The 22,105-nt window shown below is 45.1% G+C and carries 26 protein-coding genes; 1 reads left to right on the forward strand and 25 read right to left on the reverse strand.

Translation table 11 applies throughout. The features are described from left to right. Positions 1 to 123: 123 nt before the first annotated feature. The 25 genes from ABN764_RS14945 to ABN764_RS15065 form a co-directional block, all read right to left on the reverse strand. On the reverse strand, positions 124 to 942 hold the full coding sequence (locus ABN764_RS14945) for a class I SAM-dependent methyltransferase (protein ID WP_446672353.1): 819 nt from the start codon (positions 940 to 942) through the stop codon (positions 124 to 126). Between the two features lie 37 nt (positions 943 to 979). Continuing rightward, complete coding sequence (locus tag ABN764_RS14950) at positions 980 to 1,477, reverse strand: DinB family protein (protein ID WP_268624792.1); 498 nt, start codon at positions 1,475 to 1,477, stop codon at positions 980 to 982. Positions 1,478 to 1,502: 25 nt separating this feature from the next. Continuing rightward, positions 1,503 to 2,204 carry a hypothetical protein gene (locus ABN764_RS14955; RefSeq protein WP_446672354.1) on the reverse strand — a complete coding sequence of 234 codons (702 nt, stop codon included), beginning with the start codon at positions 2,202 to 2,204 and terminating at the stop codon, positions 1,503 to 1,505. 273 nt (positions 2,205 to 2,477) lie between these two features. Beyond that, positions 2,478 to 2,963 carry an 8-oxo-dGTP diphosphatase gene (locus tag ABN764_RS14960; RefSeq protein ID WP_446672355.1) on the reverse strand — a complete coding sequence of 162 codons (486 nt, stop codon included), beginning with the start codon at positions 2,961 to 2,963 and terminating at the stop codon, positions 2,478 to 2,480. A 124-nt stretch (positions 2,964 to 3,087) separates the two neighbouring features. After that, positions 3,088 to 3,768, reverse strand: a complete 681-nt coding sequence (locus ABN764_RS14965) for an HAD family hydrolase (protein ID WP_446672356.1) — start codon at positions 3,766 to 3,768, stop codon at positions 3,088 to 3,090. A 58-nt stretch (positions 3,769 to 3,826) separates the two neighbouring features. Beyond that, on the reverse strand, positions 3,827 to 4,408 hold the full coding sequence (locus ABN764_RS14970) for a hypothetical protein (RefSeq protein ID WP_446672357.1): 582 nt from the start codon (positions 4,406 to 4,408) through the stop codon (positions 3,827 to 3,829). A 61-nt stretch (positions 4,409 to 4,469) separates the two neighbouring features. After that, positions 4,470 to 4,766 (reverse strand): DUF5316 family protein, encoded by a 297-nt coding sequence (locus ABN764_RS14975; protein ID WP_072729871.1) that lies wholly within the window; start codon positions 4,764 to 4,766, stop codon positions 4,470 to 4,472. A 187-nt stretch (positions 4,767 to 4,953) separates the two neighbouring features. Continuing rightward, positions 4,954 to 6,648: a M3 family oligoendopeptidase gene (locus ABN764_RS14980; RefSeq protein WP_446672358.1), complete on the reverse strand. Its 1,695-nt coding sequence runs from the start codon at positions 6,646 to 6,648 to the stop codon at positions 4,954 to 4,956. 311 nt (positions 6,649 to 6,959) lie between these two features. Further along, on the reverse strand, positions 6,960 to 8,654 hold the full coding sequence (locus tag ABN764_RS14985; RefSeq protein WP_446672359.1) for a M3 family oligoendopeptidase: 1,695 nt from the start codon (positions 8,652 to 8,654) through the stop codon (positions 6,960 to 6,962). A gap of 113 nt (positions 8,655 to 8,767) precedes the next feature. Further along, on the reverse strand, positions 8,768 to 9,283 hold the full coding sequence (locus ABN764_RS14990; protein ID WP_028531534.1) for a hypothetical protein: 516 nt from the start codon (positions 9,281 to 9,283) through the stop codon (positions 8,768 to 8,770). 13 nt (positions 9,284 to 9,296) lie between these two features. Continuing rightward, positions 9,297 to 9,794: a Tim44 domain-containing protein gene (locus ABN764_RS14995; RefSeq protein ID WP_072729867.1), complete on the reverse strand. Its 498-nt coding sequence runs from the start codon at positions 9,792 to 9,794 to the stop codon at positions 9,297 to 9,299. 289 nt (positions 9,795 to 10,083) lie between these two features. Further along, positions 10,084 to 10,626: a hypothetical protein gene (locus ABN764_RS15000; RefSeq protein ID WP_446672360.1), complete on the reverse strand. Its 543-nt coding sequence runs from the start codon at positions 10,624 to 10,626 to the stop codon at positions 10,084 to 10,086. Between the two features lie 252 nt (positions 10,627 to 10,878). Beyond that, a complete protein-coding gene (locus ABN764_RS15005) occupies positions 10,879 to 11,598 on the reverse strand; it encodes an alpha/beta fold hydrolase (protein ID WP_446672361.1) in 720 nt (239 codons plus the stop codon). A gap of 60 nt (positions 11,599 to 11,658) precedes the next feature. Next, a complete protein-coding gene (locus ABN764_RS15010) occupies positions 11,659 to 12,099 on the reverse strand; it encodes a GNAT family N-acetyltransferase (protein WP_446672362.1) in 441 nt (146 codons plus the stop codon). A gap of 189 nt (positions 12,100 to 12,288) precedes the next feature. Continuing rightward, positions 12,289 to 13,035, reverse strand: a complete 747-nt coding sequence (gene map / locus ABN764_RS15015; RefSeq protein ID WP_065290526.1) for a type I methionyl aminopeptidase — start codon at positions 13,033 to 13,035, stop codon at positions 12,289 to 12,291. Between the two features lie 216 nt (positions 13,036 to 13,251). Further along, a complete protein-coding gene (locus ABN764_RS15020; RefSeq protein WP_044355742.1) occupies positions 13,252 to 13,473 on the reverse strand; it encodes a hypothetical protein in 222 nt (73 codons plus the stop codon). Positions 13,474 to 13,556: 83 nt separating this feature from the next. Further along, positions 13,557 to 14,084: a DUF4269 domain-containing protein gene (locus ABN764_RS15025; RefSeq protein WP_446672363.1), complete on the reverse strand. Its 528-nt coding sequence runs from the start codon at positions 14,082 to 14,084 to the stop codon at positions 13,557 to 13,559. 125 nt (positions 14,085 to 14,209) lie between these two features. Beyond that, complete coding sequence (locus ABN764_RS15030; protein WP_021255091.1) at positions 14,210 to 14,926, reverse strand: pentapeptide repeat-containing protein; 717 nt, start codon at positions 14,924 to 14,926, stop codon at positions 14,210 to 14,212. Between the two features lie 17 nt (positions 14,927 to 14,943). Continuing rightward, complete coding sequence (locus tag ABN764_RS15035) at positions 14,944 to 15,270, reverse strand: PadR family transcriptional regulator (RefSeq protein WP_044355744.1); 327 nt, start codon at positions 15,268 to 15,270, stop codon at positions 14,944 to 14,946. A 247-nt stretch (positions 15,271 to 15,517) separates the two neighbouring features. After that, entirely contained in the window at positions 15,518 to 17,233 is a 1,716-nt protein-coding gene (locus tag ABN764_RS15040; RefSeq protein WP_174809145.1) for an ABC transporter ATP-binding protein, read from the reverse strand. Between the two features lie 164 nt (positions 17,234 to 17,397). After that, entirely contained in the window at positions 17,398 to 18,222 is an 825-nt protein-coding gene (locus tag ABN764_RS15045) for a nucleotidyltransferase domain-containing protein (protein WP_446672550.1), read from the reverse strand. A gap of 24 nt (positions 18,223 to 18,246) precedes the next feature. After that, positions 18,247 to 18,441 carry a hypothetical protein gene (locus ABN764_RS15050; protein ID WP_174809146.1) on the reverse strand — a complete coding sequence of 65 codons (195 nt, stop codon included), beginning with the start codon at positions 18,439 to 18,441 and terminating at the stop codon, positions 18,247 to 18,249. A 481-nt stretch (positions 18,442 to 18,922) separates the two neighbouring features. Then, positions 18,923 to 19,345 (reverse strand): metallothiol transferase FosB, encoded by a 423-nt coding sequence (fosB, locus tag ABN764_RS15055; RefSeq protein ID WP_174809147.1) that lies wholly within the window; start codon positions 19,343 to 19,345, stop codon positions 18,923 to 18,925. A 118-nt stretch (positions 19,346 to 19,463) separates the two neighbouring features. Next, positions 19,464 to 20,441 carry a GNAT family N-acetyltransferase gene (locus ABN764_RS15060; protein ID WP_446672364.1) on the reverse strand — a complete coding sequence of 326 codons (978 nt, stop codon included), beginning with the start codon at positions 20,439 to 20,441 and terminating at the stop codon, positions 19,464 to 19,466. Positions 20,442 to 20,466: 25 nt separating this feature from the next. Then, positions 20,467 to 21,024: a GNAT family N-acetyltransferase gene (locus ABN764_RS15065; RefSeq protein ID WP_072729861.1), complete on the reverse strand. Its 558-nt coding sequence runs from the start codon at positions 21,022 to 21,024 to the stop codon at positions 20,467 to 20,469. A 279-nt stretch (positions 21,025 to 21,303) separates the two neighbouring features. On the opposite strand from ABN764_RS15065, the gene aac(2')-IIb reads away from it, so the two are divergent. Beyond that, positions 21,304 to 22,077, forward strand: a complete 774-nt coding sequence (gene aac(2')-IIb, locus ABN764_RS15070) for a kasugamycin N-acetyltransferase AAC(2')-IIb (protein WP_446672365.1) — start codon at positions 21,304 to 21,306, stop codon at positions 22,075 to 22,077. The last annotated feature ends 28 nt before the right edge of the window (positions 22,078 to 22,105 follow it).

The raw sequence follows: 22,105 nt of genomic DNA on the forward strand, positions 1-22,105 counted from the left end.
AAATTGTTGCATCCTCAGAAAAATGTGGTCATTTCGTCATGTCTATACCAAAAAAGACCCAGCATCGCGGCGTTTACCTCGATACTGAGTCTTAGAATTGTCAATCAAATTGTAGAATGTTCGTTATCTGATTTTCTTACCGATGTATAACAAATGGGTTCCTGTTCCTAGCAGCGAAGGATCTGCAGCAGTATCATATAGCAACTGATAGAGTCTTTCGAGCTCTTGTTCGCCACGGCTCGACCAATATTGCCACTGCTCCGGTGTTAAATTTCCTCCAAGCCCAGAGGAGCTGATCAACTGGATCCCTTCAAATCCATGTTCACGCATGAATGGCATAATCTCTTCTACCTTGTAAAAGTATGCGCCCGTAAATCTGCCTTTATCTGCATGATTGAATATTCCGGTATGTAAAAAATCTTGTAATGCCTCTACGTTATCAAGCGGCTTCCAATTCTGTGGAAACTTAAGAGAGAGAAGGGTGTGTACAAGGCGTGGTCGGAATGCAACAAAGACGATACCTCCCGGTTTTGTTACACGGTATAATTCTTCTGCGGCGGCTGTCCGCTCCTCTTCCTCCTGCAAATGATACAATGGCCCTAACATGAGAGCTGCATCATATTGTTCATTCGGTAGCATATGCAGTTTCCTAGCGTCTGCGGCATAGAATCCGCGAAATTGTGCAGTAAGATCAAGCTCAGCAGCCTTATTCTCTGCAAAATCAACAGAGGCAGGTGTTAGATCAGTTAAGGTGACCTGATAACCAGAGCGAGCCAATTCCATCGCGTACCGCCCAGGTCCGGCACCATTATCCAGAACCTCCCCTTGTGATGGAAGATACCGCTTCATGTAATGCCAATTGATGCGAAATTCTAAGCTCTCCCTCTCCAATCTTCCCCACTCGTCAAATCCTGTGTAATAATCAACGATGTCTTGCCGCATCTTAACCCCTCCTTTTATCCCAAACCATGATGTATGATTAAGCCCCTAATTGTGAGTCCCATACTCCTTGCAGCTTGCGCAAATAAACAATCTGTCCGGCGTGATAGGCAATATGAGCATTCATATTGATGAGCGTCGATTCCCAAGGTTCATCGGAACCGGGACGTGCAGGCTCTTCCATCTTGCTCTCGCTGGACGAAGTCAATTCCTGCTTCCACTGATCAAGAACAGAAGCGAACCGTTGCAGCAGCTCTGACCAATCCTCCTCGGTTCTATCAGACTTACCCAATCTAAAGGTTTCTTCATTTTCCATTGTCAGATCAGGGACTAGTTTTTGCTGAAAGCGAAGCAAGTAGCGTTCTTGCCAGAAGAGCAAATGTTCGGCAATCTCCCATATCGAGTGAACCTGATCATTCGGCTTCCATAGCGCCTGTGTTGCGGACAAGCCTTCCAACGATGTGAATAACGGAGCGAACCAGCCTTTTTCTAAGGTGCAGACGAGAAATTGATCGAGCAATATTTCTTTCCTGTTCATTTTCTTTCTCCTCCAAACACTATATTTATACTTGGGGCGTCGATTGCATTCGCTTACGAGCGCGCGATCTCCATTTGTATAACAACCAGGTCCATGCGGCAGATTCTGTGCTCTTATGCGTGGCTACATGATCTAAGAATATAAAGTCTGACGGCTCGACATGAATGCGAGCGAGCGGCTTTACTGAAGTGCAACTGGTCCATTCATCGAACGCGGCAGCTTTCTGTTCGGGGCCGTTGAACGTATCCTTGGACAGCAAATAAATCGTCCCACTCCTCCACGGGTGGTTGGTGTCTTCAAACGTTTCTCTTGTTAAAGAGAAAAAATAAAATCTCTTATTCCGTAAGCTAACTACACATCCATTGCGAAAATTGATCTTCAGCTTCACGCGGTCGAGCACGGCATAGAACATGGCCCAAATTCCATCACTAGTCGCAAAAACCGCCTCGGTCATGATCCCGTTGTACAACGTTTGCTGCTTCGTAAGCAGCTCATCGATTTCTGGATGATTCGACCCGTGTAGCAGCACGTTCTCCGCAGCAGCGATGTAACGTACAAACCGTTCTTTTGAATAAGAAGGAGCAATCCGCACGATGCCATCCCCATCAAGCGCTTCCTGATATGCCCGCTTGTATTCCCTCGTTTCTTCTTCTGAACAGCTTAGAGGCGCTGTTGTTCTAAGAAGTATGCGCAGCCCCAGTTCCGCAAGAATTGTAAGCAAGGACACGATATCGATCCTCCTAAAAAATGCGATAATAACCTGCAACTCCATCTTTAATACCATATTTAACCACACCAATTACTAATGTGCAATCTTTATAATTCTCATTAAGATACAATGAGTGCTGCGTTCCCTCTTCAACAAGAATGTCGGATCATGCAGAGGGCATGCATGACATGATTTCGATACAAATACACAAAAAACGCCAGGCACTCCCGGCGTTTTCTGCAAAGGTTACTTATTACGAGTTCACAACTACACGTTTGGTTGTCCTCTTCCTCATACAAGCAAGACAATCTTCTCTTCTATCGCTTGCTTCTCGTCTTCATTCCATACTACAGATATCTCAAATGTCCCTTCCTTGAAAAACAAAGAAAACTTTCGTTTGAACCAGGACTGCATTGGCAATTCCAACGCTTCCTCAATTGGCACCCACCCCAATTCCCCCTCAGGAGGATTCTTCAACAATTCTCCCTCATAGGAGGTAGCCAAATAATTGAATACCATGTACCGATAATTCGTAGAAGGAACGACATATTCGTCCAAGCCCTTATAGATCAGTCCACTCACTCGCAGACCTGTCTCCTCATAGACTTCTCGAATCGCTCCCTCCGTCAGACTTTCTGGAAATTCGACCTTGCCTCCCGGAGCCAAATATCCAGGAAAACCCTTACTGTCAGGACGATTCATCAAGAGTACTTGATCTCCATCCTGTACCATACACATCGTATACATACCATATGTAATTTCATTCGATGCAGTCATTTCTATCCCCCAACTTTCATGTAGAACAGATCATTAAAGTTCCGATCGTTAGTATCGTTGTTTATTGGCGGGAAGACCTTGTAGTTCATTCACCTGACGTTCCAGTTCCTCGATTCTAGGAAGATTACACAGATTCAACTTGGGAGCTCGGTGCGACGCTTGCGAGTACAGCATTCAATTCCTTCTCCGCCATCGAGTCTAATCGTCCATCACTGCCTGTGAATTCCATATGCGAGGTAACATTGTTCGGTACGACCACACAGTAAGCTCCCGCTGCTTTGGCTGCGATCATGCCGTGCATCGAATCTTCGAACGCAACCGCTTCCGTGCCTTTAACATCAAGTTCACGCAGCGTCTTCTCATATAAATCTGGAGCAGGCTTGATACGTTCCACATCATCCGACGTGTTCACAACTTCAAAGTATGATCGAATATTGAACTTATTCAAATAGGATTCAACCCACACACGGTTCGAGCTAGATGCAAGTCCGATACGTAATCCAGTACGCTTCGCTTCGGTTAGATACATCTCAACTCCAGGTCTCAAGCCCTTCCCTTCCATGATAATCGCGAACTGCGCATCCGCCTCCCGCTTGAATTCATCTCGATCTATCGGATGATTTGCATGTTCTACGATATAATCCAAAGGATCAAAGTGCTCGAAGGAAGCACCGACACACTGTCCCCATACTTCTATTTTCAAGTCTACTCCGTATGCAGCACTTACCTGTTTATACGACTCATACCATGCTGTTTCCGTATCGACAATCAAGCCATCAAAATCAAAAATTACTGCTTTAATCATTCGAATCCGCTCCTTCTACCATGCAGATGCCACAGCAATATGCACAGAATTGTTGTCGTTATTGTTGGTTGTCAAACACACGTTCTTCCTTCGACATGCGAGACTGCTTTTTCATCTTCTTCTGTTCTTCCTTACGCAGCGCATCGTTCACTTCTACCTCAATCTCGGTCAGTACCTCTTCCAGCTTCTTCGGCTTGGCTAACAGATTAAAACCTAGTGCACGCACCGTATTGATAGGCCCAGCTGGGAGCGCCCACCAGCCAAATACGAAGGTATACAGACTGAAGGCCATATTCAGAAGCGGTGTCAGATGATAACCCTTCACATAATAGCCCGTTTTCGTTCGATAGCTGAATATCCCGAAGGATAGACAGACCTCATACTGCACGAATTCGGATTCGTGATCAATTAGACATTGTTCATAGTTGGTTCCTTCTTGTCGAAGCTGCTCACGATTCAAGTACAACCAAATCACGAATTCATTACTCCGCTTCTGATCCTTGCGGAATACGATATACAGCAGAAGCATTACCGAGAGAACAATAGATTGAAATACGATATTGCGATAATCATGCCGAATGATGCTAGACACTAAAAAAATGGCAAAAAGCCCTGCTACAAGTAACAATACAAAGTGCATGAATGAATCTCCTGTTGACTAGTTAATCCATGATTTCTGATACCGAAAGTTCGTACCCAAGCTATTGGCTAATTGCTAATAAAATCAGAGATAGCACAATAAATGGGGTGGACATGATTAGAAACAAGGTTCCCCACCGTTCACGTTTCTGCCGCTCGTCCTTACTGCTCGTATGGTGGATATATCGTGCCTGATTCGGATCGGCAAACACGCCAAATAATAAGGCGCCTATTCCAATCAGGATTGCAGCTGTGAGGCCCAGCCATTTGCCAGCTGTGGTTAGGCTAGCTACACTTATTAAAATAAGTGTTAGGAGCAGACAGCTCCCACACGCGATGCCTAGCCACTTCATCTTCATGCTATCCCTCCTTCCTCAACCAATCCAGTTATCGCTCAATAACTTTCACAGCTATATTATACACGACCGCACACGATTACGAACCCTGTAATTCCCAATCCTCTTCCACTGTTACTCCATCTGCTCCGCATGCAAAGACCACAAGTACTTTTCGCTTGTGGCCTTCATTACTACTTCAATTGAAGGCTTACAAGGCAGTATCGTCAACCTTGTTCAACCAGTTCTCAATGTCCCCGATCACTGAAGCAATACAACCATTCTCGAATGGTGAAATTAAGCCGGCTACTTGAAGCAAGCCTGTGAAGGATTGACTTCCGCCTGCACGGCACAACTTCAAATAATCTGCCCAAGCGGATGTGAAATCTTCATTCATGCGCTTCCAGAATTGGAGAGCACACAACTGTGCCAATGCGTAGTCGATATAGTAGAATGGCCTTCGATAGATATGGTCTTGCCTCTGCCAAAGACCGCCACGCTCCAAGTAATCATTATCCTCATGATTCCAGTACGGCAAGTACTTCTTCTCGATCTCGCGCCATGCTGCCTTACGCTCTGCAGGCGTTGCTTCTGGATTGCTGTATACAAAGTGTTGGAATTCATCTACGGATACACCGTATGGCATGATCAACAGCGCTCCAGACAAGTGAGCGAACTTGTACTTCTCTGTATCTTCCTTGAAGAACAGCTCCATCCAAGGCCATGTGAAGAACTCCATGCTCATGGAATGAATTTCTGCTGCTTCATAAGTTGGCCAGTTATATTCAAGTACTTCCAAATGACGGCTCTCGTACTTTTGGAACGCATGGCCCGCTTCGTGCGTCAATACGTCGATATCATGGGACGTGCCATTGAAGTTGGAGAAGATAAACGGCGCGCCATACTCACTCAAGTACGCACAGTAACCGCCGCTTCGCTTGCCCTTCTTGCTGACAAGATCCATCAGCTCGTTCTCACGCATGAAAGTGAAGAACTCATTCATCTCCGGAGACAGTTCCTGATACATCTTCGCCCCGTTCTCAACGATCCATTCTGGATCGCCCTTCGGTGCTGCATTGCCTGTCTTGAAGTCGAATGCTTGGTCATAGTAGTACATTTGATCAATGCCGATCCGATTGCGCTGGCGCTCCTTCAACTTCACAGCGGCTGGCACGATATGTTCCAGCACCTGTGCTCTGAAATTCGCGACCATGTTCGCATCATAATCCGTACGGTACATTCGGTCATAGCCAAGCTGAACATAATTCTCGTAGCCCAGCTTCTTCGCAATCTTCGTACGTACTTTGACCAGATCATCGTAAATACGGTCGAACTTCGCTTCATTCACTGCCATGAAACCGTAATACGCGTCAGACGCACGCTTGCGCATGTCACGATCCGTTGACTGCTGGAACGGTGCCAATTGGGCTAGTGTACGCTCTTCCCCTTCAAATGAGATTTTAGCAGAAGCAATTATTTGAGCATATTCGGTTGAGAGCTTGTTCTCCAACTGCAAGTCTTCAATAATTTCTGGGCTGAACGTCTTGAGCATCTTCTCAGCCACCTGGAACAGTTGAATGCCACATTTCTGTTCAAGCTCCGCTCTGAACTTCGAATTCACAAGCGCCCGATAGTAGTCTGTTGTGTATTCTTGGATCACTGGACCTACCTCGTTCATGTATTCCTTCTCAGCTTTGTAGAATTCATCATTCATATCGATTGAATGGCGAATGGATACCAATATCGCCTGTGTATCGAATACACTGTGAAGCTTGTTAATCTCTGACATGATGTGATCCTGCTGCTCGAAGCTTTCTGCAGCTTCAAAGGAACTGATCAGTCGTTTCATTTGCTGTTCAATTTGTTTCGTATCCGGTCGGACATATGCGTATTCACTAAACTTCATCTTCTTATGCATCCTCTCTATCAGATAATCCATAGATTATTTTGGTGGGGGATATTGTAGAAAATAGAAGCCGGCTGCACCCACATGAAGTTCCGAAACACTTTAGCTTTATTCTACCCGCCTTTTAATTGCCATACATGGAAGAAGTAAAAAAACTATCTACCAACCCCTCTCCTCTCCCCTAATATTAACAGTACATCAATTTGCAATAAACGGAGAACAGCAAAAATTTGACCTTATGCAAAGACCACAAGCACGACTCGTGCTTGTGGTCCAAATGTTCATATCAGTTGCTATTCAATACTGATTGCTTACAATGCCGAATCATCGACACCATTCAACCAGTTCTCAATGTCCCCGATCACCGAAGCAATACAGCCATCTTCGAATGGTGAGATCAGTCCCGCTACTTGTACCAAGCCTGTGAAGGATTGACTTCCTCCTGCACGGCACAGCTTCAGATAGTCTGCCCAAGCGGACTTCCAATCTTCATTCATGCGCTTCCAGAATTGGAATGCACACAATTGTGCCAATGTGTAATCGATATAATAGAATGGCGACTGATAGATATGGCCTTGCTTCTGCCAGAATCCGCCGCGCTCCAAGTAATCATTGCCTTCATAGTCTCTGTGTGGCAAGTACTTCTTCTCGATGTCGCGCCAAGCAGCCTTGCGCTCCGCAGGTGTTGCTTCCGGATTGCTGTATACAAAGTGCTGGAATTCATCCACCGTTACTCCGTATGGGATGAACAACAGCGCGTCAGCCAAATGAGCAAACTTATACTTCTCCGTGTCTTCCTGGAAGAACAGCTCCATCCATGGCCATGTGAAGAACTCCATGCTCATCGAGTGAATTTCGGCAGCTTCATACGTTGGCCAGTTGTATTCTGGCACTTCGAAGTGACGGCTCTCGTACACTTGGAACGCATGGCCCGCTTCATGTGTCAAAACATCGATATCGCCGGATGTACCATTGAAGTTGGAGAAAATAAACGGTGCGCCATATTCGCTCAAGAATGTACAGTACCCGCCGCTTTGCTTGCCTTTCTTGCTGACAAGATCCATCAGCTCGTTCTCACGCATAAACGTAAAGAACTCATTCATCTCTGGCGACAATTCTTCATACATTTTAGCACCGTTCTGTACAATCCAATCTGGATCACCCTTCGGCGTCGCATTCCCTGTCTTGAAGTTAAACGACTCATCATAGTAGTACATTTGATCAACGCCGATCCGGTTGCCTTGACGCTCCTTCAGCTTCGTAGCTGCTGGCACGATATGTTCCAACACCTGCGCTCTGAAGTTCGCTACCATTTCCGCATTGTAATCGGTACGGCACATACGGTCGTATCCAAGCTGAACATAATTCTCGTAGCCCAGTTTCTTCGCAATCTTCGTACGCACCTTAACCAGATCATCATAAATGCGGTCGAACTTCGCTTCGTTCTCGGACATAAAGCCGAACTTCGCTTCAGAAGCACGCTTGCGCATATCGCGATCTGTGGACAACTCGAACGGTGTCAGCTGTGCCAGCGTGCGCTCTTCCCCTTCGAATAGAACTTTCGCAGAAGCAATCAATTGGGAATATTCTGTCGACAGCTTGTTCTCCAGCTGCAAGTCTTCAATGATCTCAGGGCTGAATGTCTTGAGCATCTTCTCTGCCAACTGGAACAGTTGAACGCCCCACTTCGCCTCGAGCTCCGCTCTATACTTCGAATTCACTAGCGCCCGGTAATAGTCAGTTATGTATTCTTGGATAACGGGACCTACTTCATCCATATACTCTTGTTCTGCTTTGTAGAATTCGTCATTTGTATCGATCGAATGGCGAATGGATACCAACTGCGCTTGCGTATCGAATTCACTGCGGAGCTTGTTGATGTCTGACATGATGCGATCTTGCTGTTCGAAGCTTTCCGCAGCTTCAAAGGAACTAATCAATTGTTTAATTTGCTGCTCAATTAACTTCGCATCAGGTCGAACATATGTGTAATCACTAAATTTCATCTCATATGCACCCTCTCTATTAGATACTCCATAGATTATTATAACGGAAATGTTGTAAAAAATAACTATTTAAAAGTAAGAGAGTGTGCATATGCGCTAATAATTTTTGATAATTACGTTACAAGCTCAACAAATTCTTCTACGTTATGCTGAATATAATGATGGATGTGTTCAAGCGTCGCTGGTGCTTGCTTCTTGTACGCTTCATAAAGGTGAGATACCTTGCCGTAGAGTTCCTCATTTTGTTCCAAATCAGCAACGATCGCTTCGCGCCAAGATCGGTCTGGCTTGCGATTGTATGACTCCACTAACGCTTCTACTTGGTCATACAAGCGAAGCATGCCTTCATCCTCAAATTGCCGCATGCCCTTCTTCAAAGCCTGCCACGCCCGTAGATCACCTACAAAATAAGAGGAAAACCAATAAAACTCATCGATAGATTCAGTATGCTTATGAAACACAAAAAACATAAACAGCGCCTTTTGACCCTCGGTCAACTTAGCATACACCTGTGACTTCTCAATAGGGTCCTTGCCCTTGATTCGCTCAATTATAGGCTCAATCATCTTCCAGCCCAGCGAGTCTTGTGCAATCGAACGATATACGTCCGTTTGCATTTTAATAATCATGACAATCAACCTCCTAGTTGTACTTGCTCATTAATGGCTCCCCATCTCGATCACTCAATATGAACAATCCTCCATCCTGGATTGCAAAATCCATCTGACCTGCCGGCACTTCGATCACTTCAATCAGCTGTCCCTGTGCATCACGCAGCTGCATGGTCATGGAATACGTAAATGACATTGACTTCACCGTCTTAGGTTCAGCCTCAGTCTCAGATTGTTCTTCTAGCTGAAATGAAGTCACTTCGATATTGCATTGCTGTTTCTTGGCTGTACCTAACGCAATGGCCAGAGTTCGGTTTCGATACAGTTGGTTATATGTCTCTCGGGTCAGGAAAGGCTTAATCCTCTCGTATCTCCCGAGGAGCTGATCCACATGTCCTGTAATTTGCGTATAATCAGGTACATCGTATTGTGCTTGCTTAAATGCTTCGGCCAACTTCGTATACTGCTGCCATTCTGTTGACGAGCAACCGATTGTGGACAACATGACACAGAAACACAATACAGTCATCCATATGATCCTCATCCTGAAATTCATACCTCCAACTCACAAAACGAGGAATAACTATTACCTGCACGATGAATCAATCCATCGAAGCATCCGATGAACTTGGAAGATCAAGAATAGTTGGAGCACTGTCATGCACATATAAAAATGGAAAAATCACATGTTGTGGGCAAAATATCATTTCTTGCGTAAAGAAAGAACGAGTTGTTTGTTGTGGAAGTCTGAGGTGTGCTTCTTCACCTTTGCTTGCCTGTAGAGCGCATCATAGGGCAACAAAGACAAGTTTATTCTTCTATTGAGAACCATGTTCCGCTACTTCCTGCTTGTTACGGAGGGAATGAATGAGAAGTGCAATGAAGTAACTGAACACAATCGTGAAAATAATCCCTAATAAATACGTGAATAGATTGAAGAAAGCAGAATTCATATACGGAGTGAGCAAATAATCCAATAAGGAATTGTCCGAAACATCATCAGGTACGCCCTCTCTCATAAACACAAAGCGCTGTACCAATCCTAATCCAATCGATATTCCAATGAGGAAAATGAGAAAACCGCTGTTGGACTTCTTATTACTCAACCGATTCATATAAACGAATCCTGATGCAGTACCAATGAGGGACAGCAACAAGAGGTAGAACGGAAGAAATAGGAGGATTGCAATCAATCCTATGTTGCCATTGCCTGATGTTCTGCCCGTTGAATGATAATGAATGGTCATCATATCAATGAGTTCAAGTTCGAGGAGCGTGACGACGAATAGGCATACAAAAAAACCAAGCATAAGCTTCTGCTGCTTGGAGCCGGAGATGACCGCATTCCAGAAGCTTGACATCCGTACACCACCAGAGATTTATAATATATGCCATATTGTACCATTTATTTGTTATGCAGATCAACACCTCAATTATGCCTAATCGGTGAACTTTATTAGCCACCTTCCCAACAATTGTAGACTTCTTCCCAATATGAAAAAGAGAAGGAACAGTGCACTCCTTCTCCCTGCATCATCTTTAATTTTTACCTTTTTAGCTCGACCTCAGATCCGATTATAAAAGTTGTAAAAGTTCCCGAGCCCTGCCCTTGCTTACTTGTCACACTGATTCAAAAAGTCTCGAATCGTCTCATACAATCCTTGTTCTTCCGTCATTCTAATTCCATGCCCAGAGTGAGCGAAGGGCCGCACCGTCAGATCCGCGCACATCAACTTGTAACGATTCAGATCTTCTTCCGTAATCATTGAATCATCCAGCATACCATGCATAACTAGAACAGGCTGTGGAAGCATGATTTCAAGAGCAGCATATTCAGAATCACGATGAATTCCGATTATCGCTTCCTGCCGAATGTGCGGTAAGCGTTCGTGCGGAATGATGTATTCATGTAAGTATTCTTCGGCCCACGCTTCGCTCATGGCACGATGCTCAGGCGGATAATCATCAAGCAGCAGACTGCGTATATGCGGCTTTTCTGCTCTCGCATACCCCAACGCATAGGATACTCCTCTTGAGTGGCTGTACATGTGATATTGAATCAATCCAGCGGTCTGTACAACCTTCTCGATATCGGCCACATGCTCCTCCAAGCCATATCCAGAGAGCGGTGTGTCACTATGTCCTCGTCCACGGAACGACAATGCCACACATCTTCGTGGAAGCAAGAATTCCATAAGTGCTTCAAATTCCTCCGCGGTCTCGGACAATCCCGGGCAAATAAGCAATGGGGTAAAAGACAGATCTGCTTCATCCAACGTATCCAGAACATGTATGCCTACGCCATCGCTGCTGTTCGTCCGATACGATTTCATCGACATCCCCCTTTAATTGCGAAGTCATTGCAAGATCTCTTCCTTCTCTTGCGTCATTGCTTAATTCAATGGCTTAATAAAGCCATATGCCGCATCCTTCGTAAATCCAAGCTTCTCATAAAATTGATGCGCATCCGTTCTCCACGCACTTGATAAAAGAACGACACTCTGACAGTCGCTTTCTATGGCAATTTTCTCAATCGCATCTACGAGGAGTTGTCCAATGCCTTTTCGATGATAGCTCTTGCTGACGATCATATTTTCCAGCACCATGAACGGGCGACATTGACCTGTTAAGTCATAGCAGCGAATCCCCATTACGGAGCCGACAAGCTTGCCGGAATCATCTACTGCACCTATGAATGTATAGTCTGGGTTCGATTGCAGCGCAGTAAATCTTTCTCTTAGCCTTTCAATGTTCGTCTCACTTTCATCGAGCTCCGTATATAGCTCTGCCAACTCATCAAGTTGAGTTCGTGCAACTGTCTGTATATGTATCATGATTGATCCCCCTTTTCGCGATAGACAGATATATCCATTCTATAATCACTCTGACAAATCCTTCAACATATAAATTAAACGGGATACAAAAAGAGAAAGCGCCCTCTAAATGGGATGATCTCCACCAGAGGGCGCTTGCACATACTCACATACATGACGCGTGTAACAACTGCTCGCAGCTATTTCCACTTATAAGGTTGTCAAAATAACTGGACCATCCTTCGTAATCGCAATCGTATGCTCATATTGCGCCGACAAACCGCCGTCAGCTGTACGTGCAGTCCAACCGTCGCTGTCGAGCTTCACATGGTAGCGGCCCGTATTCAGCATCGGTTCGATCGTAATGACCATGCCTTCCTTCAAGCGAATGCCGCGATTTGGAGAACCATAGTGCGGTACTTGCGGCTCCTCATGCATATCCTTGCCTATACCATGGCCGATGAAGTCTCTTACTACCGAGAATCCATTCGCTTCTGCATAGGATTGAATCGCATGTCCGACATCTCCGAGTCGATTGCCTGGAACCGCCTGCTCGATGCCGAGATACAAGCATTTCTCCGTAACGGTGAGCAATTTGTCTGCCTGCTCCGATACTTCACCGACACGGTAGCTCCACGCTGAATCAGACAGAGCGCCATTCAAATTTACGACCATATCAATGGTTACGATATCGCCATCCTTCAATGGCTCTTTGTTCGGGAACCCGTGACAGATCACATCATTCACAGATGCGCATGTCGCAAACGGAAAGCCGTGATATCCCTTCTGTTCAGGCGTTGCACCATGCTTATGCAAATAGCGCTCCACGAACTGATCGATCTCATGTGTGGTCACGCCAGGCTTAATCATACCTGCGAGCTCTTGATGCACCTGCGCAAGCAGTCTCCCCGATTCGCGCATTGCATCGATTTCTTGCTGACTTTTCAAAATAATCATATTTCTACACCTCAATAGCTGCGTAATGACGTAATATATCTTATTGTACACCAAAACACATTGCTACCCGGTCATTTATCACAAAAAAATTCATTTTGGCATCAATTGGTGTCTTTTCGCGGTCTTTCCACTCCACTGTAACATGCTGTAAAATCGCATTTCTTAGCCTTATACAACATGGGAGGGTTGGTAGATAATCCTCCCCATATGAGCTTCCTACTCTTCTGGCTGCAAACTCTCAATGGCCGTAAAAAATACATCCATTAATTCCATTTCGAAGTTGTGCTGCACATAATCCGTAATTTCATGAAGTTCCTGTTCGGATTTGAATTCAAGCACAGGACGTCCTTCGCATTTCAAGACGGTACAGCTATACTTCTCTTTGACCTGCTCGATGATATAATCTTGACTGACTGGTGCAACTGATTTTCCACTCATGCTGTGACTTGCCCCCCTATTATCTTTGCCAAATGTTACATATGTATCATTTCTAGCAATCAGCAGCATGATTGTCTATGAAGTTAATCACAATCGATTCGAAGTAATTGCTCATAGGGATCGCCATCAAGCTGAAGAAGCAGTGCGAAGGCAGGCTCGGTCTTCATACCCCGCTGTTTCAAGCTGATCACTTCCTTGCGGAACGATTCGCCATATTTGCGAAGCAGACAATCTTCAATTTCCATATGCCGAAATCCATTCTGAGATACCGAAGCGATAGGCTGACCGAAGATTTCAACAGGCCATTTCCCACAGCGAAAATTTACCTTTATTCGCTCTATCCCATCAGTCGTTCGACGTACGAGATCAAATTCATCGTAATGGCCAAAATGCTCGCTTACAAGCCGCTCAAATGCAGTGAAATCATGTACCTCGCAAGCAATGTCCAAATCACTTCCAGGAATATGGATGGATATGGGCAGCGTACCGATAAGTACTGGTGTGTACGGCTCTAGAATCTCCATAATCCGATGCTCTTGAAGCAAATGATACACGTCGACTTGATCTGCACTGCCATAGAGCAAATAGTCAGTGGTAAGCCACTTTTTCAAGAATGCCCCTCCTTCATTCCATTACGAGACTTCGGGCTATTACAAAAACTTACCCGCTGCCTAATGGCCCGCAGGTAAGTTCACATTATGAATACTTCATCCTTTACGCAGACGCACCAAGCTTCTTAGCGCACCGTTACATTGGACAAATCAGCCTTATAGCTCTTCAGCAGCGCATAAGTCAGCTTATCCATCGTCGCCCCGTCGAAAATCGTCTTCTTCACATCTGTCTTAAAGGACACATTGTTGAATACCGCATTGCGGAATGTTGTCTTTCGCAATCCAGCATAATCAAACACAACCCCATTGAATGTTAAGTTGTCGAAGCTGACGCCAGAGAAATCAGAGGACTTGAACGTGGTATTCTCGAAGATACAATCTGTGAAAATCGCTTTTCTCGCGCTTGACTTCACAATTTGCGCACCTGACAAATTTGCCCCTGTAAAGTTGACCTGATCCAAGCTGCTGCACTTGAAAGAACTGTTCGTTAAATCAGAATAGCTGAAATCCGATCCTTTCAAATTGCTGTAATTGAACTGTCCATCATGAACAGAAGTCGATTTGAAATCAGAGTTTTCCAAATTGCTTTTCGAAAAGTCCATCCCCACCTTCTGCTGCAGCTGAACCGTTTGCGAATTAATACTCTCAATGAGTTCAGAAATCTCACCAATCGATTCAATCGTTAGAAGATAAGCTGCCTCATCATCATAACCCTCCTTCTTCAAATCGCTCAGCTTCTCCTGTAAATCATACAGCAGTTCTTCCTTCAGTTCCTGGATCTGCTTCAAATCTTCATATGGGGAAAAGACGCTGTCCAAGTATCGTCTTAGTCGCTCATTCATCGCATATTCCACCTTTCTTATATCAAAATATCTAATATTTTCTTCGCATATTCCCAATTCTGCTTATTGTCTGCATATGTGACGCGCCCTTTGTCCGTAATGCGATAATACTTCCGTCTACCGCCATGCGTCTCGTCGCCCCAATAGGAAGTAATGTTTCCTTCTGACTCCAGCCGCTTCAGACTGGAATACATTGTGGCTTCCTTCAGCTCGTATTGCCCGTCTGATCCACTGTGCACCAGCTTGCATATTTCATAACCGTATTTATCTCCGCTCATCAGCAGCTTCAAAATAATTGTATCCGTATGGCCGCGCAGCAAATCGGAAGACAGCTTCGCATTCATGCAAGGATCACCTCCTCAATAACAATATAGATCAAAGTACTGTGACAGTCAAGGTACTATTATGATCATTGCAAATTACCCTCACACAACCACCTGCTGGAAGTGGTCCAAATACCCTAATCGAACAAAACAAAAAGCCTGATTCGAAACGCAATCATGCGTGAATCAGGCTTCAAAATCTAATTCATTTTATCATACAAATATACAAGTATGATCAGCAATGCTGGTCAGCACATAAAATTAGATGCTATTCTCTGAATTGCGCCTTGTGCAGTCGGCTATACACGCCGCCTTCTGCAAGCAGTTCGTCATGACCACCCTGTTCTACAATTCCCTTATCGGTTACAACTACGATACGATCGGCATTCTTAATCGTTGCCAAGCGATGAGCGATAACTAGCGTTGTCCGTCCCTCCGACAATTCCGCTAGAGACTGCTGGATAGCTGCTTCCGTCTCCGTATCAAGTGCAGATGTTGCTTCGTCCAAGATAAGGATTGGCGGATTCTTCAAGAACATACGCGCAATGGCAAGGCGCTGCTTCTGACCTCCCGACAGCTTCACCCCACGCTCGCCAATTACTGTGTTCATGCCGTCCGGCTGATCACGAATGAAGTCATCCAGTCGCGCGCGCCGTGCTGCTTCCCAAATATCCTTATCGGAGGCTCCAAGACGCCCATATGAGATATTCTCACGAATGGTTCCAGCGAACAAGAAGACGTCCTGCTGCACGATGCCAATCTGCTTGCGCAGCGATTGCAGCTTCAAATCGCGAATATCAACGCCGTCTACCGTAATACTGCCTTCAAGCACATCGTAGAATCTCGGCAGTAAACTGCAGAGCGTCGTCTTGCCAGAGCCCGACGGCCCTACGAAGGCAACCGTCTCGCCGGCGTTGATGGCAACGTTAATGCCGCGCAGAACAGGACGATCCTGTTCGTAACCGAACGTAACATCTTGGAACCGAATATTGCCGCGCAGCATGCCCACATCCACTGCATCCGGCTTATCCTTCACGTCAGGCTCGGTGTCGATAATCTCTACATAGCGCTTGAATCCAGCGATTCCTTTCGGATAACTCTCGATCACGGTATTAATCTTCTGGATCGGGCCGAGGAATACGTTCGTCAGCAAAATAAACGCCAAAAACTCTCCGTAAGATAATTCCTTCTGAATGACAAACCATGTACCGCACAGCAGTACAAATACGGTTACAATACGCATCAAAATATAACTGATTGACGTATTCCACGCCATGATGCGATAAGATAACAGCTTCGTCTTGCGGAAGCGGCCGTTGTTCTCTGCGAACAACTCCTTCTCATGTGTCTCGTTAGCAAAGGCTTGAACAACGCGGATGCCGCCAATGCTGTCTTCTACGCGAGCATTGAAATCAGCAAGGTCTGTCATCATTCTCCGAAATGTCCCCATCATCTTCTTATTGAAATAGATCGTGATGGAACATAGTAACGGAACAACGACGAACGTCAACACGGCCAGCTTCCAGTTCAACCCTAGCATAAGACCAAATGCGCCGAGCAGTGTCATCACCGCAATGAATAAATCTTCCGGCCCATGGTGGGCTACCTCTCCGATTTCAAGGAGGTCATTTGACATGCGGGACATCAGCTGCCCTGTCTTATTGTTATCGAAGAAACGAAATGACAGCTTCTGCAAGTGCTCGAACATTTTCTTGCGCATATCTGTCTCAATGTTAATGCCGAGCATATGCCCCCAGTACGTGACGACAAAATGCAGCACCATATTAATCAAATAGATCACGAGCAGGCCAATGCAAGCCCATACGATCCACGTCCAGTTCCCCGTTGGCAGCAGCTTGTCCACAACCTGGTTCACTGCCAGCGGGAACCCGAGCTCAAGTAATGCGACGAATACCGCACAGGTAAAGTCTAAGAAGAACAGCCCCATGTAAGGACGATAATAGGAGAAAAACCTTCGCAGCAATCGATTCCCTCATTTCTCTATGTCAGTATAATCATAATCAACAATCTATGTCATTATATAGCATTGATAATGATTATCATAGAGAAAAATAAAAAAGACTCGAGTTCACTCCTCCGCGATCCCGAATCTTCAGAAATACATCGATATTATAATTGCGTTACCAATCAAATTACACTGCTAGGCTCATTATCGAACAAATGGTTGCACTCATTCAGCAAATAAGTCATATACGCCAAGGCATCCCGCTTCCTCTCCCACTTCGAAGCATAGAGTGACTCCCCGATGCCTCGTCTTTCGTTGATCGATTCTTGCAGAATCTTATGCCATCGCTCAGGAACTATGCTCAATGCATATTCCCCCGCTCCAGCCTTACTCATAATCGCTCTTTCACGGAATGTATACCATTGTCTGGTTACACCAAGTACCCCCCATGCAACTTGAGCACGATTGAGCAGCAGGTAGGAATGAATAGACAATAACGGTGTTGATCTCTGTATCCAATTCGCCCAATAGGTATTCAAATTCTCATGCATGTCAGACATGAACAAGTTCATATCTAAGGGAATATCCAATTCAGAAATAGGCGGCCCAACGATTGCTATGCCATGATGCTTCATTTCATACCAGGTCACACGATTGAGCTCGAAATAACCGGCTCGGTTCATCTTCCCATCGCAATAATAGGGAAACGACGCAATTTCATGAGGCAGCTTGCCCATGTCCTCCCAAGTCAAGTAGATCCCGTTCATATTAGGCTTTGGAGCAAACCGCCTTACTTCCGCATGAATAATAGCCATTTGTCTGATCTCATCTGCATTCAGTCGTTCACGAGTGATCGCAATGAAGTCAATATCGCTTAATGATAACGAATAATCCCCTAACGCAATTGAGCCATAGACATACAAACCCTCTAGCCAATCCTGCTTATATTCGTCAATTAGCTTGATATATCGATTCAGAATAGTTTCAATCTCAGGTTGTATATTCACCAATGCTGTACGCTCCCTTGTATGTTACAAACTGCTCGGATACAAAATCATGGCCACGAAAACCAGTGTAACCATGAGGCCAACTACGAAAGCTCCATAGCGAACACCACGTAAATGCTGTGTTTCTTTGTCATAGTGCTCTCCTCGACGAAAGATACCATAGTACAATCCAAACATCAATTCGAACGACATCTTCAGAAAGCTCTTCAACGTTCGCATCGGAAAAACACTCCCTATCTAATCAGATAAATGATCATTACCTCTTCTGACTAGTCTTGATGCAGCGCTGTCTGATTATTTCTTTTTTTATATCCTTTTCTTCATCATCTCATTTAACAGCGGAAATAACAAATGATTTTGGAATTCCTTTGTACTTTCTCCTCTGATCCAGCGATTCTGTATTCATCTAAATATTTATTGTAGGCGACATTCTTCTCTTTTAACGAGCAATCGAAACAGTCCCCTGTCACCTTATGCTCGCGAATGCTCGCAGTCGTCCCTGATGATGTAATAAGCTTCATAGAAACAGGATGGAAATCCTGCAGCACAAACGTACCCCCAGAAGCTAGCAAAGTGCTGTTTCAAGATGATTTATTCTGTTCTGAGGTTGGTTGATAAGACAATCATCTTGATGTGGCATGCCAGCAGAATCGTGATGAAGAACATTATCTTAAATAGTATTAGATGATTATGGATTCACTCATTCCAAAAAAGTCATATGCGGCATCGTTTCCTTGTAATAGTCCAAGCGATCCGCCAATTGACCGGAGTGGAATTCAAATCGGTGTCCGTCTGGGTCTGTGAAATAGATCGACCGCTTGTCCCGCTCATCGCGCTCTCTTCCAGGCAGTATTCGGGCACCGTATTGGACAAGCTTCGTCTTTATCTCATCAATATCATGTTCGCTTACGGTAAAAGCAATGTGGGTATAGGTAGGATGAATCTCATCGCGTGGTACGTCTTGCTCTTCATTTAACGCAATCCATAATCCATGTAAATCGAAGTATGCCAGCTTGCGCCCCTTCACGACTAATTTCGCCTCAAGAATATGCTCATAAAATGAAATCGAGCGCTCCAAATCAGAAACAGAGAAGCATAGATGGTTCAATCCCTGCACCTTCATGTCTATTTCTCGCCACCTTTGTTAGTATTCATCGTTCATCCCGGAAATGTGTGATCATGCAAAAATGCACAGGAGGCGAATCTAGCGATTCGCCTACCCTGTTAGGAGTTGCTGACAGTTATGTACGATTGCTATCTGATCGATCAGTTTGTGCTGGAATGTACATGCGCTGAACCTCTATTGGCCCAGGCATAAAACCAAGATTGTAGTATACCGATTCCGCTGTATTCCCCTGCATCACATACAGTCTTAGAACAGGATAGTGCCCTTTCAAATTAGATAATGCCGTTTGAAGCATTCTTGTGGCAATCCCCTGCCCCGAATAGGAAGGATGCACGGCAATATTATAAATAGCTGGGTAACTTCCTTGCATGGACACGAGACATGCGCCTACCACTTCATTCGTATGACTATCGACAACGATCGTCGAGGCGTTCCTTACCAAGTCATTCGTGTAAGACACATATTCGCGGATATCCTCTTGATAGAATTGCATATCCGTCTGCTGTCTGCGAATGGCATCTATCGAACCTGCACCGGCAAAACTTCGATATAAGAGCCTCGCAATGTCATTCTCGTTCCGCAGTTGATTGATGCCATCCTGCTGGATCATTTCTGGCGTCTCCACAACAAAGCAATCTTCCCACGTGATTACAAAAGCTTCGGTTGGCCGCTGCATCCAGCGGCATCTGAATGCTGATGGCCAGAAGCCAGCCCTGCCTAGCAGCTCAACCTGATCTGGCAGTACCTCGAATATAATAATATCCTTGCTTAGATCAGACCAGCTGATTAGCGCTTCCTTCAATAATAACACGATCCGCCGTTCATCTCTGAATGGCGGGATGAAGAAGAGCGTAAACATGACATTGGGTGCTATCACTACCCCACCAATGAGAGCTTCGCCTTCATAAATCCAGAAGGGATCTCGCCATCCTTCATATTCATATCCTTGATCCTTGAAAAAACCGTTATATTCTGCACTATAATACACAGAGCAGTATATTCCCCATTCGATCTTATCCGCCTTCAGCAGGTATACCTGTTCCGATAACGCATAGCGCTGCTGTTCAGGCTCCCATGGTGGGATCATTGCCATTATGCATCACCTTTCAGCTGATAGGTCATTTCCCATCAAGTTGCATCTGCTCATATTCGTCCTTCAACACGCTCATCACGATAACATCCGAGTACTTTCCGTCCTTGAACATCTTCTGGCGGAGTCTCCCTTCCTCCTTGAAGCCACAGCTGATATAACAACGATGCGCCCGCTCATTGAATGCATACACCTCCAGCTCCAGCCGGTTCAAATTCAAGGAGTGGAATACAAACTTCTGCATCAGTCGAATCGCTTCCCTGCCATAACCGGCACCAAGCATATCTTTGCGGCCGATCACGATGCCAAGTACGGCGGAGCGATTTTTCCAGTCAATCTGATGCAAATCAATTTGACCGATATAATCCAACGATTGCCGATCAGCGATGACGAAGCCTTTCGATTTAGACGAACTGTCAATCATCATTTCTAGAAAGGCTTCCGTATCTTGTTCCGCATGCGGATACAAAAAAATATCACTCAGTGTATTCGTTATCTCCTCATCATTTGCCCATTTCCGAATCCATCCCAAATCTTCTCTGCGATATTCGCGTAATGTGATGCGGTTTCCATGTAAATATGGCATCAATTGCACCGTCCTCTCTTGAAAAAATTATTAGCTATTTCCTACCATTTATTTTTGCTATCATAACAATCAAGACCTAATCCATCAAGGTAATTTTCATTACAAGGTATTCTTTACTTCGACCACCTGTATACAGAGTGCCTTATCCACTCTTTGGAAACATCACACTAGGGTGCAACACTTCGATGGCTGCGTACTGCATTAGCATGACGCAAGACTTTTCCTTAGAATCACTGCAACAGGAAGCAGAGGTACACGTAGATGAAGAATTAGGGTACGTTGCAAATCAATAACAACTTGGGGGTGCTACTCATTCAAACGGAAAAAGAAAATCCAGAAGCAAGTCTGCTATCTTCTAATAAGCTTATGAACATGCACGCTGAAGCCCTGTTTACGCATGATGACAAGATGCGGCTCCGATCGATTAACGAGCCGTGGCCTGGTGAGCGTCCAGCTCCTCGCTTTTTCTTAGGACGAACCATGGATGGCAAGACGATATGTAGATTTCGCCATGATGTTCCAAGCTCGCTAGTCGAACAACTGAAGTCATTAATTAAGGTTGAACCCGCAATTCGTGATATTCATGCAACACCGAAGCACTATGAATCCTATATGAGCCTCCTGCATGCTGAACAATTCACAATGGGGCCTTGTTACTATGTACCTGAAACCAGCTTGGCGGATGCCAGTTCGGAGAAGCCAGTAACGATCACGAAAGAAAATATAACAAAATGGGATTATAGCGGATTCGAGTGGCTGGCCTCAGAAATCGAGTATGCACAGCCTTGCGTCGCAATCGTTCACCATGAGCAGATTATATCGCTATGCCGGAGTGTTCGTATTTCTTGTCACGCCCATGAGGCTGGGCTAGAAACGCTTCACGACTTTCGTGGTAGAGGGTACGCAGCTCACGTAGTTGCAAGCTGGGCTCAAGCGGTTCGCAGGATCGGAGCCATCCCGTTATACAGCACGTTCTGTGACAACTTCTCTTCACAGCGTGTCGCCGCAAAAGCTAATTTGCCGATATACGGAGTCAACTTCACTATCAGATAGCACCTATCTATAGCATGCAAAAAAAGCA

This window comes from Paenibacillus wuxiensis, assembly GCF_040195695.1.
GTDB lineage: Bacteria > Bacillota > Bacilli > Paenibacillales > Paenibacillaceae > Paenibacillus_B > Paenibacillus_B suaedae.

What these genes read in the sequence shown, in the direction of transcription:
- ABN764_RS14945 (WP_446672353.1), bottom strand. Translation starts at nt 942, where the DNA reads ATGCGGCAAGACATCGTTGATTATTACACAGGATTTGACGAGTGGGGA.
- ABN764_RS14950 (WP_268624792.1), bottom strand. Translation starts at nt 1,477, where the DNA reads ATGAACAGGAAAGAAATATTGCTCGATCAATTTCTCGTCTGCACCTTA.
- ABN764_RS14960 (WP_446672355.1), bottom strand. Translation starts at nt 2,963, where the DNA reads ATGACTGCATCGAATGAAATTACATATGGTATGTATACGATGTGTATG.
- ABN764_RS14965 (WP_446672356.1), bottom strand. Translation starts at nt 3,768, where the DNA reads ATGATTAAAGCAGTAATTTTTGATTTTGATGGCTTGATTGTCGATACG.
- ABN764_RS14970 (WP_446672357.1), bottom strand. Translation starts at nt 4,408, where the DNA reads ATGCACTTTGTATTGTTACTTGTAGCAGGGCTTTTTGCCATTTTTTTA.
- ABN764_RS14975 (WP_072729871.1), bottom strand. Translation starts at nt 4,766, where the DNA reads ATGAAGATGAAGTGGCTAGGCATCGCGTGTGGGAGCTGTCTGCTCCTA.
- ABN764_RS14980 (WP_446672358.1), bottom strand. Translation starts at nt 6,648, where the DNA reads ATGAAGTTTAGTGAATACGCATATGTCCGACCGGATACGAAACAAATT.
- ABN764_RS14985 (WP_446672359.1), bottom strand. Translation starts at nt 8,654, where the DNA reads ATGAAATTTAGTGATTACACATATGTTCGACCTGATGCGAAGTTAATT.
- ABN764_RS14990 (WP_028531534.1), bottom strand. Translation starts at nt 9,283, where the DNA reads ATGATTATTAAAATGCAAACGGACGTATATCGTTCGATTGCACAAGAC.
- ABN764_RS14995 (WP_072729867.1), bottom strand. Translation starts at nt 9,794, where the DNA reads ATGACTGTATTGTGTTTCTGTGTCATGTTGTCCACAATCGGTTGCTCG.
- ABN764_RS15000 (WP_446672360.1), bottom strand. Translation starts at nt 10,626, where the DNA reads ATGTCAAGCTTCTGGAATGCGGTCATCTCCGGCTCCAAGCAGCAGAAG.
- ABN764_RS15005 (WP_446672361.1), bottom strand. Translation starts at nt 11,598, where the DNA reads ATGAAATCGTATCGGACGAACAGCAGCGATGGCGTAGGCATACATGTT.
- ABN764_RS15010 (WP_446672362.1), bottom strand. Translation starts at nt 12,099, where the DNA reads ATGATACATATACAGACAGTTGCACGAACTCAACTTGATGAGTTGGCA.
- map (WP_065290526.1), bottom strand. Translation starts at nt 13,035, where the DNA reads ATGATTATTTTGAAAAGTCAGCAAGAAATCGATGCAATGCGCGAATCG.
- ABN764_RS15020 (WP_044355742.1), bottom strand. Translation starts at nt 13,473, where the DNA reads ATGAGTGGAAAATCAGTTGCACCAGTCAGTCAAGATTATATCATCGAG.
- ABN764_RS15030 (WP_021255091.1), bottom strand. Translation starts at nt 14,926, where the DNA reads ATGAATGAGCGACTAAGACGATACTTGGACAGCGTCTTTTCCCCATAT.
- ABN764_RS15035 (WP_044355744.1), bottom strand. Translation starts at nt 15,270, where the DNA reads ATGAATGCGAAGCTGTCTTCCGATTTGCTGCGCGGCCATACGGATACA.
- ABN764_RS15050 (WP_174809146.1), bottom strand. Translation starts at nt 18,441, where the DNA reads ATGCGAACGTTGAAGAGCTTTCTGAAGATGTCGTTCGAATTGATGTTT.
- fosB (WP_174809147.1), bottom strand. Translation starts at nt 19,345, where the DNA reads ATGAAGGTGCAGGGATTGAACCATCTATGCTTCTCTGTTTCTGATTTG.
- ABN764_RS15060 (WP_446672364.1), bottom strand. Translation starts at nt 20,441, where the DNA reads ATGGCAATGATCCCACCATGGGAGCCTGAACAGCAGCGCTATGCGTTA.
- ABN764_RS15065 (WP_072729861.1), bottom strand. Translation starts at nt 21,024, where the DNA reads ATGCCATATTTACATGGAAACCGCATCACATTACGCGAATATCGCAGA.